Origin of the sequence: Pseudomonas indica NBRC 103045 (assembly GCF_002091635.1) — a bacterium.
Lineage (GTDB): Bacteria > Pseudomonadota > Gammaproteobacteria > Pseudomonadales > Pseudomonadaceae > Pseudomonas_M > Pseudomonas_M indica.
In genome coordinates this window covers 116,871-130,706 of sequence record NZ_BDAC01000010.1, presented here as the reverse complement: position 1 = coordinate 130,706, position 13,836 = coordinate 116,871, and the positions used below count along the sequence as shown (strand labels likewise).

Below are 13,836 nucleotides of genomic sequence, written 5' to 3'. Positions count from 1 at the left end.
GGCGAATGAATTCGCCCCTACGGTTGCGTGTCTTGTGCTGCCCGTTTCGCGAGCAGAGCTCGCTCCTACAATTTTCCGGCCCTCCACGTGGGGCAGGCCATCGGTGTCGGGGCGAATTCAATCGCCCGGCGAGGCTCCGTTGGGGAGGGCCTCAATCGACCTGGGCGATCCAGTCCATCAGGTTGTAGTAGTTGGTCACGCGGGCGATCTTGCCGTTGCGGATCTCGAAGAAGGCGCCGGCCGGCAGTTCGTAGGTCTGGCCGGTGGCGGGCGGCAGGCCTTCGTCGTCCACCAGGTATTGACCATGCACCACGAACTCCGCCGCGGCGCGGCTGCCGTCGCCGTTGGTCATCACCACGATGTCGCTGAGGCGCTCCTTGTAGCAACGGCTCATCTTGTCCATGAAGGCGCTGAACGCCGGCTTCCCCGTCTCCCGCATGCCCTGGTTGATGTCATGGACGACGTCGTCGCAGAGCAGGGCGAGGAAGGCCGGCATGTCATGGGCATTGAAGGCGGCGTAGTAAGCGTGGATCAGCTCGGTGGTGGTCATGCGATGGTTCCTGTCGCAAAGGGTTAAACCGGACGATGGCGGCCATGATAGGTTTTCCGCTCAGATGGGACATTGCCATCCACGTCATTTACGCCAACAAAACGACGTTTTTTTCATGGATATCCACCTGCTTCACGGTTCGGCCATCGAACCGTTCATAACCGACCTGGCGCGGCTGCGCATCGAGGTGTTCCGCGAGTTTCCGTACCTCTATGACGGCACTGCGGAATACGAGGCGAACTACCTGAGCACCTACGCCCGCTCGGCGCGGAGCCTGTTTGTCCTGGCGTTGGACGGCGGGCAGGTGGTCGGTGCGTCCACCGGCTTGCCGATGGCCGATGAGACGGACGAATTCAAGCGACCGTTCCTCGAACGGGGCTGGGACCCGCAGCGAATCTTCTATTTCGGCGAGTCGGTGCTGTTGCCGGCATACCGTGGCTCGGGGCTGGGCGTGCTCTTCTTCGTCGAGCGCGAGGGCTATGCCCGTCGCCTCGGCGGTTTCGACTGGTGCGCGTTCTGCGCCGTCGAGCGGCCTGCCGATCATCCGCATCGACCCGCCGGCTACCAGCCGCTGAATACCTTCTGGGAAAAGCGCGGCTATCGCCATCACCCCGAGCTGCGCACCGAATACCATTGGCGGGACCTGGGCGATGCCGAGGAAAGCGCCAAGCCCATGTCCTTCTGGCTGAAAGAGTTGAACGCATGATCCGGGTCGCCGCCTGCCAGTACGCCATCGAGTTGTTCGAGACGGCCGATTCCTACGCCGAGCATTTGCGGGCTCTTTGTCGCCAGGCGGCCGGGCAGGGCGCCCGGCTGCTGCTCCTGCCGGAATACGCCGGGTTGGTGCTCAGCGGCCAATTGCCGACGGCGCAGCGTGGCGATCTGCTGGCGTCCATCGCCGGTATCCAGCCGCTGCTGGAGGGCTGGAAGGCGCTCTGTGCGGATATTGCCTGCGAACTGGGCATTTACCTGCAACCGGGCTCGGCGCCGGTCCGCGACCCGGATGGTCGCTACCGCAACCGCGCCTGGCTGTTCGGGCCGGACGGCTGCCTGGGGCATCAGGACAAGCTGATGATGACCCGCTTCGAGCGCGAGCAATGGAGCATCGAGGCGGGGGAGGGGCTCAGGGTGTTCGATACCGACCTCGGGCGGCTGGGCATCCTGATCTGCTACGACAACGAATTCCCGCTGCTCGCCCGGCGCCTGGCCGAGGGCGGCGCCGACCTGATCCTGGCGCCCAGTTGCACCGATACCGAGGCCGGCTTCCACCGGGTGCGTATCGGTTGCCAGGCGCGGGCGCTGGAAAACCAGATCGCCGTGCTGCAGTCGCCCACCGTGGGGCTGGCGCCCTGGTCGCCAGCGCTGGACGAGAACATCGGCCGCGCCGGGCTCTATGTCCCACCGGACTACGGCATGCCTGCGGATGGTGTGGCGGCATCGAGTGCCGAGCTTTGCCCGGCCGGCAGCCAGTGGCTGATCGCCGATCTCGATCTCGACGAAGTGCGCCGGGTGCGCGAGCACGGACAAGTGTTCACCCGCCGCGACTGGCCGGAGCAGTTCGCGGACGGGGTGTTGCGATTACGCTGAAGAGCCGGGCGGCGGGCGCCCGGCGGTTCTTGTGGATCAGCGCCCGGCGTCGGCCTGCAGCGTGGCGACGGCCTGTCCCAGATAGGCGAGCAACGCCGGCGTCGTCCAGGTGCCTTCGTTCAGGCTCGGTTCGCGCTCATGGGCGAGGCGGATTTTCCGGTGCGTCTCGGGGTCGTCGCCGGCGTAGCCGCGCAACAGTTCCAGCCAGCGTCCGGCCAGTTGGCGCGCCTGTGGGCTGTCCGCTGCCATGCCGTCATCCAGCGCCTGGCGCAAGTCCGCCAGCAGCGCCGGCCATGCCTGCATCCGTTGCGCATAGTGCCCCCGCATGAAGGTCATCTCGTCGGCCGACAGGTAGCGCTCGTACAGCGCCAGCCGGCTCTCGGCGAAGGCCGTCATGATGAACGCGCCGATCGCCGACGTGATGCCCAGTTGCGCCTGCAACGAGTCTTCGTGGGCATGCATGTCGTTGAGCTTCATCAGCCAGGCTGGGTTCGCCGCCGTGTCGCGTTCCAGGGCGCACATCCAGCGCCGGGCCAGGGCCTGGGCGGCTTCGCTGCGTGGCGATGCGGACTGGCGCATGAGGGCTTCCGCCTCGCGGGCCAGAGCGGTCCATTCCTCGCGCTTGGTGGCGCCGTCCTGATAGAAGGGCAGCGCGGCGAGTTCTTCCGGGGAAAAGTAGCGGTCGTACATGGTCATCATTTCCAAGGTGGTCAGCCAGTCGGCCAGCGCCGGCTCTTCCCCGTCGCGAAACTGCCCGTGCAACTGCGCCAGTCGTTCGCGCAGCAGGCGTTGTTGGGCGATCTGCCGATCCAGCAGACGGATCTGCTGCTCGACGAGATGGGGAAGGGACAGGTCCGGCCGGTCCAGGATCGCTCCGATGTCCGCCAGCGAGACGCCCAGACCGCGCAACGCCTGGATCTGGTGCAGGCGCGCGATGTCCGCGCGGCCGTAGAGCCGGTAGCCGGCCTCGGAGCGTGCCGAAGGGCGGAGCAGGCCGATACTGTCGTAATGGTGCAGGGTCCTGACGGTCAGGCCGCTGCGTCGGGCCAGTTCGCCCACGCGCAGGTTCATCGATGTGTCCTCCCTTCGAGCGTTGCCATCCTCGGGCCTCACGTTGCGTGAGGGTCAAGCGTTCTTTTCCGACCGCGGAAAAACGAACGCCCCGAACGGGTCGGGGCGTTTGTCGTGTCGCGAGGCGGTTTTTTTACTTCACTTCCACCGCCAGGTTCTCGGCGATCTTCTTCTGCCAGATCGCCGGGCCGGTGATGTGTACCGATTCGCCGTTAGTATCCACGGCCACGGTCACCGGCATGTCCTTCACTTCGAACTCGTAGATGGCTTCCATCCCGAGTTCCTCGAAGGCCAGCACCTTGGACTTCTTGATCGCCTGGGCCACGAGGTACGCGGCGCCGCCGACGGCCATCAGGTAAACGGCCTTGTTGTCCTTGATCGCCTCGATGGCGATGGGGCCGCGCTCGGACTTGCCGATCATGCCGAGCAGACCGGTCTGCTCGAGAATCTGGCGGGTGAACTTGTCCATGCGGGTGGCGGTGGTGGGACCGGCCGGGCCGACCACTTCGTCGCCGACCGGATCGACCGGGCCGACGTAATAGATGAAGCGGCCTTTCAGGTCCACCGGCAGCGGCTCGCCCTTGTTCAGCATGTCGACCATGCGCTTGTGCGCGGCGTCGCGGCCGGTGAGCATCTTGCCGTTGAGCAGCAGGGTCTCGCCCGGCTTCCAGCTCTGCACGTCTTCCGGGGTGACGGTGTCGAGGTCCACGCGGCGCGCGCTCGGGCCGGCTTCCCAGACGATTTCCGGGTAGGCGTCCAGCGGCGGCGCTTCCAGGCTGGCCGGACCGGAGCCGTCGAGCACGAAGTGGGCGTGACGGGTGGCGGCGCAGTTGGGGATCATGCACACCGGCAGCGAGGCGGCGTGGGTCGGGTAATCCATGATCTTGACGTCGAGTACGGTGGTCAGGCCGCCCAGGCCCTGGGCGCCGATGCCCAACTGGTTGACCTTCTCGAACAGCTCCAGGCGCAGTTCCTCGATGCGGTTCTGTGGGCCACGGGCCTTCAGTTCGTGGATGTCGATGGGCTCCATCAGGACTTCCTTGGCCATCACCGCGGCCTTCTCGGCGGTACCGCCGATGCCGATGCCGAGCATGCCCGGCGGGCACCAGCCGGCACCCATGGTCGGAACGGTCTTCAGCACCCAGTCGACGATGGAGTCGGAGGGGTTGAGCATGGCCATCTTCGACTTGTTCTCCGAGCCGCCGCCCTTGGCCGCGACGTCCACCTCGACCTTGTCGCCGGGGACGATGGAGTAGTGGATCACCGCCGGGGTGTTGTCCTTGGTGTTCTTGCGGGCACCGGCCGGATCGGCCAGGATCGAGGCGCGCAGGACGTTCTCCGGCAGGTTGTAGGCGCGGCGCACGCCTTCGTTGATCATGTCGTCGACGCTCATGGTGGCGCCGTCCCAGCGCACGTCCATGCCGACGCGGATGAACACGGTGACGATGCCGGTGTCCTGGCAGATCGGGCGGTGGCCGGTGGCGCACATGCGCGAGTTGATCAGGATCTGCGCCATGGAGTCGCGCGCGGCCGGCGATTCTTCCTTCAGGTAGGCCTCGTGCATGGCCTGGATGAAATCAACCGGGTGGTAATAGGAGATGAACTGCAGGGCGTCGGCGACGCTCTGAATCAGGTCGTCTTGCTTGATCACGGTCACGGGGGCGCGCTCCTCTGGAATACGGGAACATCTGGAAGCGCCGGACCACGACCCGGCGCGCTTGCAAGGTAAAAAAGGCGCGGCAGTATACCGCGCACGTCGTAACGGGGACACCCGCCAACGGTCGACCTTGGTAGGTGATCGCCAGATCCGGCCGGTGACTTTTCCTCTGGAATCTAGGCATTTTGTGATCACAGGGGTAGAGTGGCGGCCAGGTGCCAGCACGGGACGGAGCCCATGAGCACATCGAGTCACCGGGGCAAGCGCCGAGCCTTGCAGAGCCTGCTGATGAAGCGCTTCTACATGGCGGCGGCGACGTACGGCCTGGGATTGCTGCTGAATTGGGTCGCGGTGTTCAGCGACCTCTACCAGGCGTCGGTGGCCGGTGCGCTGCTGACCACCGGGCTGGTCGTGCTCAGCCAGTTGACCTTCTTCCTGATCTTCCGCAGCGGGCGCAACCTGCGCCTGCGCGATCCCAGCCTGACCGAGCCCCAGGTACTGGTAGCGCTGGCCTGGCACACTTGGTTTCTCTCGCAGATGAGCATCGGCCGCGGCACCCTGCTGGTGCTCTACGTGTTGATCCTGCTGTTCGGCGTTTTCCAGTTGCAGCCGAAAGTCTTCGTGCGCTGCGCCGCTGCGGCCTTCTTCGGATTCGCCGGGCTGAACCTGTGGGAAGCCTGGCGGATGACCCTGGACGACCCCGGCCTGGCGGTGCTGCAGCTCAGCGTGCTGTTCGTGGTGCTGGTCTGGCTCAGCCTGTTCGCCAGTTACGTGCACGCGCTGCGCCAGCGCATGCGGCAAAGGCGCTTTGCCTTGCAGGCGCATCAGGATACGCTGCGCGGCATGATGCGCCAGCTCGAAGACCTGGTGGCCACCGACGAGTTGACCGGGTTGTTCAATCGCCGCCATTTCCTCCGCCTCGCCGCCCGTGAACTGGGGCAGCTCGCCCCTGGCCGCCAGCTCGGCCTGGCGCTGATCGACCTGGATTACTTCAAGCGGATCAACGACGTCCACGGCCATGCCGCCGGCGACCGCGTGCTGCAGACCTTCGCCGCGGTGGCGCGGGCCTGCCTGCGCGACGGCGACGTGCTGGCGCGTTATGGCGGCGAAGAGTTCGTCCTGCTGCTGCCGAACACCGATGCCGATCAGTGCACCGCCTGCTGCGAGCGCCTGCGCGAAGCCTTCAGCCAGGCCGAGCCGGTGGGGGTGCAGGTGGACAACCTCAGCCTGTCGGTGGGCATGACCCTGCTGAACTGCGGCGATGATCTGGACGAGGCCTTGCAACGCGCCGACCAGGCGCTCTACCGGGCCAAGCGCGGCGGGCGCAACCGTTGCGACGCCACCTGGGAGGGCGTCGATGCCTGAGCTGTCCGCCGGCGGCCGCCACTGGACCGTCGCCCCTGGTTCCAACCTGCTGGACGCCCTGCGCGATGGCGGGGTGGCCGTTCCCTACAGCTGCCGGGCCGGCAGTTGCCATGCCTGCCTGGTGCGTTGCCTGCGCGGCGAACCGGATGACGCCCAGCCCGAAGCCCTCGACGCCGCACGCCGCGAGAACGGCTGGCGGCTGGCCTGCCAGTGCCGGGTGGTGGATGACCTCGAGGTGGAGGTCTTCGACCCGCTGCGCGACGGGCTTCCCGCCAACGTGGCGGAAGTCGGCTGGCTGAGCCCGACCGTTCTGCGTTTGCGCGTGCATCCGCAGAAGCCGCTGGCCTATCGCGCAGGGCAGCATCTGGTGCTGTGGACGGCTACGGGTGTGGCGCGCCCGTATTCCCTGGCCAGCCTGCCGGGCGAGGACCCCTGGCTCGAATTTCATCTGGACTGCCGCCAGCCCGGAGCCTTCAGCGATGCGGCCCGGGCTTTGCGTCCGGGCGATGCGCTGCGTCTCGGCGAACTGCGTGGCGGGGCCCTGCACTACGATCCCGACTGGCAGGAGCGGCCGCTCTGCCTGATGGCCGCCGGCACCGGCCTGGCGCCACTCTGGGGCGTGCTGCGCGAGGCGCTGCGGCAGGATCACCGAGGCCCCATCCGCCTCATTCACCTCGCCCATGATGCCGCCGAGCATTACCTCGCCGAGCCCCTGACGACGCTGGCCCGGCAGCATCCGACGGTGCAGGCTGAGTTGATCGTGCCGGCCGAGTTGCCGGCTGTTTTGGCCGGATTCCGCCTTGTTTCGCGGCAAACCGTCGCCTTACTCTGCGGCCATCCCGACCGCGTCGAGACCTTCGCCCGCCGCCTCTATCTCGCCGGCTTGCCGCGCAACCAGATGCTGGCCGACGTCTTTCTCCCGCGCGTCGGTTGACTTCGCCGCCAGGGAATCGCCATGACCGACCACATCCTCGTCGAACGCGAGCAGGGGCTGCTGACCCTGCGTCTCAATCGCCCGGACAAGCTCAACGCACTGACCCGCGCCATGTACAGCCGCCTGGCCGATGCGCTGACCGAGGCCGACCGGGACCCGACGGTACGCGCGGTGCTGATCGCCGGCAGCGACACCTGCTTCACCAGCGGCAACGATGTTGAAGATTTTCTCAAGGTACCGCCAAGCAGCCTGGACAGCCCAGTGTTCCATTTCATGCGCGCGCTGTTCGAGCTGAGCAAACCGGTGGTGGCGGCGGTGGCCGGGCCGGCGGTGGGCATCGGCACCACGCTGCTGCTGCATTGCGACCTGGTCTACGTGAGCCGGGATGCCCGTCTGAAAATGCCGTTCGTCAACCTCGGCCTGTGCCCCGAATTCGGTTCCAGCCTGATCCTGCCGCGTCTGCTCGGTCAGGCTCGGGCCGCCGAATTGCTGCTGCTGGGCGAAGGGTTCAGCGGCGAGCAGGCGGCGGCCTGGGGCATTGCCCTGGAAGCGCTGGACGATGGCCCGGCCACCCTGGCCAGAGCGCGGGAGCGGGCCTTGCGCTTCCTCGAGCTGCCGCCGGCCGCGGTGGCCGACAGCAAGCGTCTGATGCGCGCGCCGGGGCGCGAGGAGCTGCGTCGGGTGATCACCGAAGAAGGCGAGCTGTTCGGCCAGCGCCTGCGTTCGCCGGAGGCGGTCGAGGCGCTGAGCGCGTTTTTGCAAAGGCGGAAGCCGGATTTCTCTCGCTTCGCTTGAGAGCCCAACTACGATCTGCACCTCTTCTGCAGTTCGTCTGGCAATGACCAGACGCCGGGGTGCTTCGCCATGTCAGCCGCAGGTAACCCGCTGGATCACTTGGGCGGCGTCGGTTTCCAGGTTGAGGCGTTGGGCGTTGTATTCCATGGTCACCGCGTCGTTCGGTCCCAGCACGCGCGCGGTTTGGGCGCCGGCTTTGCGGCGGGCTTCTTCGAGGATTTCGAAACTGGCGGTCTTGCCGATCAGGCCCTGTACCGGTGCGGCGTCGCATCGGCCGCTGAAGTGATCGCCGGCCGGCTCTGCCGGCGCCTGGGCGGGTTTATCCGTCGTGCTGCTGCAGCCGGCCAGGGTGACGAAGGCCAGGGCGCAGCCGATGATGAGTCGCTTGGGATACATGCTTTCTCCTTGGGGGGCGTAAGGCACAACCATACCCGCCATGGGCGAGGTGTGCATCGGACTGTTCCGGCGAGGCGGTGTTCCCGGCGCCTGTGTATCGGCGCTTGTCAGGCGGTGGTGTCGATGAAGTTGCCGAGGTTGGGCGGATTGGCACCGGAGGGCAGGGGTGGCAGGGCCTCGATCAGGGCGAGGGCGCTCAGGGCTTGGACGTCCAGCGCCTTGTCCAGGACCTGCACGGACGTTTCCATCGCGAGCTGCGCGGCGGTGGCGGCGGTGAAGGCACTGGTGAGGCTGGAGATTTCCATGCGGGTCCCGGGGCCGGAAGGGCGAGCCCGCAGGTTAACCCGGGATGCGCCCACCGTGAAACCCGACAGCGGGCGCCAGGGGACGAAAGGTCGTGGCTGGCGCGGCCCGGCAGGAGCCGCGCCCGGCCAGGTCAGTCGCCGACCGTGATCACCACCTTGCCGAAATGCCGGCCGGCATCGAGGTAGGCGTAGGCATCCCGCGCCTGGGTGAAGTCGAACACGCGGTCCACCACCGGGCGAATGCCGGTCACGCCGACGAAACGGGCGAGGTCTTCGGTCATGGTGCGGTTGCCGACGAAAATGCCGCTCAGGCGTTTGGCCCCGCCGATCAACGCGAAGGGTTCGAATTCGCCGCCGAAGCCGCTGACGCCGCCGATGATGGCGACGGTGCCGCCCATGGCCGTGGAGGCCACCGAACGCTTCAGGGTGCCCTGGCCGCCGACTTCCAGCACCAGGTCGACACCGCGGTCGTCGGTGAGGCGCCGTACCTCGTCCTGCCATTCCGGTGTGGTGCGGTAGTTGAGGGTCGCAGCCGCACCGAGTTCGCGGGCCCTGACCAGCTTCTCGTCGCTGGACGAGGTGATGATCGCCTGCAGTCCAGCCGCCTTGGCCAGTTGCAGGCCCCAGATCGAAACCCCGCCGGTGCCGAGCAGCAGTACGCTGTCGCCTGGCTTCAGGCGGCCTTCGACGAACAGCGCGTTCCAGGCGGTGACCCCGGCGCAGGGCAGGGTGGCGGCTTCTACGTAGTCCAGGTGATCGGGAATCCGCACCAGTGCGCTTTCCGGCAGTGCCACCTGCTCGGCCAGCATGCCGTCGGCTTCCGCGCCGAGCGCGCCGGCTGCCTTTTGCGGAGTTGGTGCGCCGTCCACCCAATGGGGGAAGAACGTACCGATCACCCGGTCGCCCACCTTGAAGCCGCTGACCTCGGAACCGACGGCGATGACGTCGCCGGCACCGTCCGAGCAGGGCACCAGCGGTTCGTTGCGCGACACCATGTAGTTGCCGCGCGCCACCATCAGGTCGCGATAGTTCAGCGATACCGCCCTGACCCGCACCAGCACCTCGTGCGGGGCCGGCGTGGGGGCGGCGCGTTCGACGGGCTCGAGGCCGGCGATACTGGTACCGGAAACGATCTGATAAGCCTTCATGAGCAATCTCCATTGGTTGAGAGTGGCCCACGGATCTCGTGCCTCCGTGGCGACAGACAATACGATATAGGTGCCTTGGGGTTTTCAGTGGTGTAATTTCCTCCTTGCTGTGTAGCTTGATGGGAATCAATCATGAGCGAGCGTTTGCAGGGCATCGATGCCTTCGTCCAGGCCGTGGAAGCGGGAAGTTTTGCCCAGGCGGCCGAGCGCATGCGCCTCACCCGCTCGGCGGTGGGCAAGAGCATCGCCCGCCTCGAACGCCGCCTCGGCGTGCGCCTATTCCACCGGACCACGCGGCGGCAGAGCCTGACCGAGGATGGCCAGGCCTATTACGAGCGCTGCAAGCGCGCCCTGGCCGAACTGGAAGACGCCGAAGCGGCGCTGGATGACGGCCGTCGCGAGCCCAGCGGCCGTCTGCGGGTCAGCGTGCCGGTGCTGTTCGGCCGGCATTGCGTAGCGCCGGTGCTGACCCGTCTGGCGCGTCAGTATCCACGCCTGGAAGTGGAGATCGCCTTCAGCGACCGGGTGGCCGATCTGCTGGAGGAAGGGTTCGATCTGGCGGTGCGTGTCGGCGATCTGCGCGACAGCAGCACCCTGGCGGCGCGCCGGCTGGGCACCCAGCACCTGGCGATCTGCGCGGCGCCGTCCTACCTGGATGCCCACGGCTGGCCTCGCACCATCGAGGAGTTGTCCGGGCACGTCGGCATCCACTATTCCCAGACCGGCCAGGAATCGCCGTGGCAGGTGCTCGACGAGGAGGGCCGGCTGCATGAGCCGCACATCCGCAGCAAGCTGCGTTTCGACGACCTGCAGGCCATCGCCGACGCCGCCGTGGCCGGCGCCGGGCTCGCGCGCCTGCCGTGCTGGCTGCTCACCCCGCATGTGCGCTCCGGCGAGCTGGCGTTGGTGGTAACCAACGAGCGGGTGCTGCCCACCGAGATCCATGCGGTCTGGCCGCAGACCCGTTACCTGCCTTCGAAGATTCGCGTGGCGATCGATGCGCTGGTGGAAGAAATACCGGCCCGCATCGCACCGCAGGAATGTCGCCCGACATAAGGGCGGGCTTAACCGGGGTGCGGGTTGCATTGGGCGAATGAATTCGCCCTACACGAAACGCCAGCCTTCTGTGTAGGAGTAGGAGCCAGCTCTGCTGGCGATGTTTCTGCGTGGCCCGGTTCGCGAGCAGAGCTCGCTCCTACAAAAACAACCCGGACCCTCTTTGTAGAGGCGAAGGGGCGGCTTATGCGCTGACGGGTAGGAAATGGTGGTAGAGGCGGCAGCCAGTGAGCACAGGTCTATCGTCTACATATATAGTCGCCGCTATCCACCATCGAGGTACTGAGTCGCTTATGCAAAGGAATGCCGGTCAGGGGCTTTCGTTCGCCAGACGTCTTTACGCGCCGCGCCTGTTCGGTCTTGGGGTCGGTTTCTTCTGCGTCGCTGCTGGGCTCTGGTACCTCGACAAGCCGGCCTGGGTCTGGGCGCTGCTGGTTTTCAACGGCTATCTCTGGCCACACCTGGCTTTCCAATTGGCGAAGCATTCCCCGACCCCCTACCGCGCGGAGCATCGCAACCTGCTGATCGACTCGGTGTTCGGCGGCTTCTGGACCGGCGCGATGCAGTTCAATGCGCTGCCCAGCGTGACCATTCTCTCGATGATGGCGATGAACAATGTCGCCGCCGGTGGGGCGCGCTTCTTCCTCGCCGGCAGCCTGGCGCAACTGACAGGCGTAGTAATCGCACTGCTGGTATTCGGCCCGGCGTTTTCCCCCGAGACCCGACTCGAACAGCTCTACGCCTGCCTACCGATGCTGGTGCTCTATCCGCTGTCGCTGGGCCTGGTGTGCTACCGCCTGACCATTCAACTGGCCGACCACAAGCGCGCCCTGCGGGCGGTCAGCCGTACCGACAGCCTGACCAGCCTATACAACCATGGCTACTGGAAAGACTTGCTGCAGGTCGAATTCCTCAAGTGTCGCGGTCACCATCAGCGTGCCACGGTGGCGCTGATCGACATCGATCATTTCAAGGCGATCAACGACACCCACGGGCACATCGTCGGCGACAGCGTGCTGCGTCTGCTCAGCGAGCGTCTGGTGCAGAACCTGCGTAGCGAGGACCTGGCCGGGCGCTACGGTGGCGACGAGTTCTGCGTGATCCTGCCGAACACCCCGCCGGTGCTGGCCAAGGAGATCATGGAGCGGCTGCGGGAAAGCCTGGGCGACGTGCGCACCGAGCTGGCGCCCGAGCTGCGTATCACCCTGAGCATCGGCCTGGCCGGCTACAGCCCTTACCAGCGGGATGCTTCCGACTGGCTCAAGGACGCCGACCAGGCGCTCTACGTCGCCAAGTCGTCCGGTCGCAACCAGGTGAGCATGGCCAACGATGCGCTGCACCATCCGCCGCCGGTCGAGGGCTGACGCGCTCCGGCGTCAGGCGGAGCTGCGCAGCCGGGCGAGGTCGCGCAGCGGCGGCGCGCCGAATTGGCGGCTGTACTCGCGGCTGAACTGCGACGGGCTCTCGTAACCCACCCGGTAGCCGGCCGCCGAGGCTTCCAACCCTTCCGCCAGCATCAGCCGGCGGGCTTCCTGCAGGCGCAACTGCTTCTGGTATTGCAGCGGGCTCATGGCGGTGACTTCCTTGAAACGGTGATGTAGCGTCGACGGGCTGAGATTGACCGTCCGCGCCAATTCCTCGATGCGCAATGGCTTGTGGTAATAGCGGTTCAGCCACTCGATGGCGCGCGTCACCCGGTGCGTCTGGCTGTCGGCGATGGCGATCTCCACCAGGCGCTGGCCCTGGGGGCTGCGTAGCAGGCGGTAGAAGATTTCGCGCAGGGCCAGCGGCGCCAGCATGGGGATGTCCTTCGGCGTGTCGAGCAGGCGGATCAGGCGCAGCACGGCATCCAGCAGCGGCGCATCGACACGCCCGAGATACAGGCCGCGACGATCCTGGGTGGACAGGCCGAGCGGGCCGGCATCGGCGATCAGGCTGCCGATCTCCGCCGGGTCGATGGCCAGCTTGACGCAGAGATAGGGCTGTTCCGGCGAAGCCTCGATCACCGAGCCGGTCACCGGCAGGGTCACCGAGGCGACCAGGTAGTTCAGCGGGTCGTAGACATAGCGCTCGTCGTTGAGCATCACTTCCTTGCGGCCCTGGGCAATGATGCACAGGCTGGGCTGGTAGACCCCCGGAGTGAAGGAAGTAGTCTTGTCGCCGCGAATCAGGTCGAGCGGGGCAATGGCGGTCTGATGGATGCCTTCGGCGGTGGTGAAGCGCGAGATCAGCGCCGCCAGTTCGTTCTGGCGCTGTTCGATATCGAGGGGAAGCGCGGCGGTATCCGGCATGATGGGCCTCCTTGGACTTTTCACCAGCTTAGCGGGGCGCGATGAACAAATCTGCGGGCTCCCCCATCCCGTGCAGGATCGTGCAAGCAATCGGCAGGAACGTGCAACGCTTGGCAACCCGCGCATGACAGCCTTGTGACGGGCTCCCGCGGACTTCTCCCGCGTGCCGGCCGGCCCGGCAGTTTTGGGCAAGAACCCGGCAGGAATCGACTATCGGGTCCTATCGGCGAAGCCCTACTCTGGAACGGTCCGATATTGGAGGAGGGGCGGGAAGCCTCCAGGGTTGCCGGTTTCCATGGGCAATCCGGCCTCCGGCCTTCTCCAGCCGCCTTTCAAGGAGCACTGACATGAGCGAAACGATGCCTGTCACTAGCCTGGCTTTGGTTCGCGCCCGCACCGGCCGCGCGGACGCATTGGGCAACCGCCTTCGCGTGTTGCTGGAGCCGGCGCGTCGCACGCCGGGGTGCCTTCGCTACGAACTGGAACGGGTGCCGGACGATCCCGATCTCTGGCGGGTGCGTGGGTTGTGGGCGTCCGAGGAAGCCATGACCGCCCACCTCGCCATGCCGGTGGTCCAGGTGTTCGCGGATATCCTGATGGACCGCTCCGTCAGCCAGGTGGAGTTGTGCAGCTTCCCTTGCCGTGCCGATGACCTTGAATGGGAGGGGGCCGCTTGAGTGG

15 protein-coding genes are annotated in these 13,836 nt (G+C 66.5%); 8 read left to right on the top strand and 7 right to left on the bottom strand.

What is annotated here, in order from left to right:
* Nucleotides 1–151 precede the first annotated feature (151 nt).
* On the bottom strand, nucleotides 152–550 hold the full coding sequence (locus tag PIN01S_RS13785) for a ketosteroid isomerase-related protein (RefSeq protein WP_084336251.1): 399 nt from the start codon (nucleotides 548–550) through the stop codon (nucleotides 152–154).
* Between the two features lie 115 nt (nucleotides 551–665).
* On the opposite strand from PIN01S_RS13785, the gene PIN01S_RS13780 reads away from it, so the two are divergent.
* The gene (locus PIN01S_RS13780) at nucleotides 666–1,256 is read left to right on the top strand and encodes a GNAT family N-acetyltransferase (protein ID WP_084336250.1); all 591 of its coding nucleotides are present in this window, start codon (nucleotides 666–668) and stop codon (nucleotides 1,254–1,256) included.
* Nucleotides 1,253–2,137 carry a carbon-nitrogen hydrolase family protein gene (locus tag PIN01S_RS13775; RefSeq protein ID WP_084336249.1) on the top strand — a complete coding sequence of 295 codons (885 nt, stop codon included), beginning with the start codon at nucleotides 1,253–1,255 and terminating at the stop codon, nucleotides 2,135–2,137. Before PIN01S_RS13780 ends, PIN01S_RS13775 begins: the two co-directional genes overlap by 4 nt.
* 36 nt (nucleotides 2,138–2,173) lie before the next feature.
* Here the strand turns inward: PIN01S_RS13775 and PIN01S_RS13770 are convergent, their stop codons facing one another.
* Nucleotides 2,174–3,208, bottom strand: a complete 1,035-nt coding sequence (locus PIN01S_RS13770; protein ID WP_084336248.1) for a MerR family transcriptional regulator — start codon at nucleotides 3,206–3,208, stop codon at nucleotides 2,174–2,176.
* Nucleotides 3,209–3,341: 133 nt separating this feature from the next.
* Nucleotides 3,342–4,865, bottom strand: a complete 1,524-nt coding sequence (locus PIN01S_RS13765; RefSeq protein ID WP_084336247.1) for a fumarate hydratase — start codon at nucleotides 4,863–4,865, stop codon at nucleotides 3,342–3,344.
* Between the two features lie 237 nt (nucleotides 4,866–5,102).
* On the opposite strand from PIN01S_RS13765, the gene PIN01S_RS13760 reads away from it, so the two are divergent.
* The 3 genes from PIN01S_RS13760 to PIN01S_RS13750 are packed head-to-tail and all read left to right on the top strand — an operon-like array spanning nucleotide 5,103 to nucleotide 7,959.
* Nucleotides 5,103–6,230: a GGDEF domain-containing protein gene (locus PIN01S_RS13760; protein WP_084336246.1), complete on the top strand. Its 1,128-nt coding sequence runs from the start codon at nucleotides 5,103–5,105 to the stop codon at nucleotides 6,228–6,230.
* Complete coding sequence (locus PIN01S_RS13755; RefSeq protein WP_084336245.1) at nucleotides 6,223–7,164, top strand: iron-sulfur-binding ferredoxin reductase; 942 nt, start codon at nucleotides 6,223–6,225, stop codon at nucleotides 7,162–7,164. The genes PIN01S_RS13760 and PIN01S_RS13755 overlap by 8 nt, the downstream gene beginning before the upstream one ends.
* Nucleotides 7,165–7,185: 21 nt before the next feature.
* The gene (locus tag PIN01S_RS13750) at nucleotides 7,186–7,959 is read left to right on the top strand and encodes an enoyl-CoA hydratase (protein WP_084336244.1); all 774 of its coding nucleotides are present in this window, start codon (nucleotides 7,186–7,188) and stop codon (nucleotides 7,957–7,959) included.
* Nucleotides 7,960–8,031: 72 nt separating this feature from the next.
* On the opposite strand, the gene PIN01S_RS13745 is transcribed toward PIN01S_RS13750, so the two are convergent.
* From PIN01S_RS13745 to PIN01S_RS13735, 3 genes are all read right to left on the bottom strand, one after another.
* On the bottom strand, nucleotides 8,032–8,355 hold the full coding sequence (locus PIN01S_RS13745; protein WP_084336243.1) for an I78 family peptidase inhibitor: 324 nt from the start codon (nucleotides 8,353–8,355) through the stop codon (nucleotides 8,032–8,034).
* A gap of 107 nt (nucleotides 8,356–8,462) precedes the next feature.
* Nucleotides 8,463–8,660, bottom strand: coding sequence for a YjfB family protein (locus tag PIN01S_RS13740; protein ID WP_084336242.1), 198 nt, complete (start codon nucleotides 8,658–8,660; stop codon nucleotides 8,463–8,465).
* A gap of 131 nt (nucleotides 8,661–8,791) precedes the next feature.
* Entirely contained in the window at nucleotides 8,792–9,808 is a 1,017-nt protein-coding gene (locus tag PIN01S_RS13735; RefSeq protein ID WP_084336241.1) for a zinc-dependent alcohol dehydrogenase family protein, read from the bottom strand.
* A 129-nt stretch (nucleotides 9,809–9,937) separates the two neighbouring features.
* Between PIN01S_RS13735 and PIN01S_RS13730 the strand changes: the two genes are divergently transcribed.
* Nucleotides 9,938–10,864, top strand: coding sequence for a LysR family transcriptional regulator (locus PIN01S_RS13730; protein WP_425287681.1), 927 nt, complete (start codon nucleotides 9,938–9,940; stop codon nucleotides 10,862–10,864).
* Nucleotides 10,865–11,157: 293 nt separating this feature from the next.
* A complete protein-coding gene (locus PIN01S_RS13725; protein ID WP_084336239.1) occupies nucleotides 11,158–12,228 on the top strand; it encodes a diguanylate cyclase in 1,071 nt (356 codons plus the stop codon).
* A 12-nt stretch (nucleotides 12,229–12,240) separates the two neighbouring features.
* On the opposite strand, the gene PIN01S_RS13720 is transcribed toward PIN01S_RS13725, so the two are convergent.
* On the bottom strand, nucleotides 12,241–13,155 hold the full coding sequence (locus PIN01S_RS13720; RefSeq protein ID WP_084336238.1) for an AraC family transcriptional regulator: 915 nt from the start codon (nucleotides 13,153–13,155) through the stop codon (nucleotides 12,241–12,243).
* Nucleotides 13,156–13,502: 347 nt separating this feature from the next.
* Here PIN01S_RS13720 and PIN01S_RS13715 point away from each other — a divergent pair, with 347 nt between their 5' ends.
* Nucleotides 13,503–13,832, top strand: coding sequence for a putative quinol monooxygenase (locus PIN01S_RS13715; protein ID WP_084336237.1), 330 nt, complete (start codon nucleotides 13,503–13,505; stop codon nucleotides 13,830–13,832).
* Nucleotides 13,833–13,836: the final 4 nt, after the last annotated feature.

Coding starts and splice junctions, on each gene's coding strand:
- PIN01S_RS13785 (WP_084336251.1), bottom strand. CDS start 550: ATGACCACCACCGAGCTGATCCACGCTTACTACGCCGCCTTCAATGCC.
- PIN01S_RS13780 (WP_084336250.1), top strand. CDS start 666: ATGGATATCCACCTGCTTCACGGTTCGGCCATCGAACCGTTCATAACC.
- PIN01S_RS13775 (WP_084336249.1), top strand. CDS start 1,253: ATGATCCGGGTCGCCGCCTGCCAGTACGCCATCGAGTTGTTCGAGACG.
- PIN01S_RS13770 (WP_084336248.1), bottom strand. CDS start 3,208: ATGAACCTGCGCGTGGGCGAACTGGCCCGACGCAGCGGCCTGACCGTC.
- PIN01S_RS13760 (WP_084336246.1), top strand. CDS start 5,103: ATGAGCACATCGAGTCACCGGGGCAAGCGCCGAGCCTTGCAGAGCCTG.
- PIN01S_RS13755 (WP_084336245.1), top strand. CDS start 6,223: ATGCCTGAGCTGTCCGCCGGCGGCCGCCACTGGACCGTCGCCCCTGGT.
- PIN01S_RS13750 (WP_084336244.1), top strand. CDS start 7,186: ATGACCGACCACATCCTCGTCGAACGCGAGCAGGGGCTGCTGACCCTG.
- PIN01S_RS13745 (WP_084336243.1), bottom strand. CDS start 8,355: ATGTATCCCAAGCGACTCATCATCGGCTGCGCCCTGGCCTTCGTCACC.
- PIN01S_RS13740 (WP_084336242.1), bottom strand. CDS start 8,660: ATGGAAATCTCCAGCCTCACCAGTGCCTTCACCGCCGCCACCGCCGCG.
- PIN01S_RS13735 (WP_084336241.1), bottom strand. CDS start 9,808: ATGAAGGCTTATCAGATCGTTTCCGGTACCAGTATCGCCGGCCTCGAG.
- PIN01S_RS13725 (WP_084336239.1), top strand. CDS start 11,158: ATGCAAAGGAATGCCGGTCAGGGGCTTTCGTTCGCCAGACGTCTTTAC.
- PIN01S_RS13720 (WP_084336238.1), bottom strand. CDS start 13,155: ATGCCGGATACCGCCGCGCTTCCCCTCGATATCGAACAGCGCCAGAAC.
- PIN01S_RS13715 (WP_084336237.1), top strand. CDS start 13,503: ATGAGCGAAACGATGCCTGTCACTAGCCTGGCTTTGGTTCGCGCCCGC.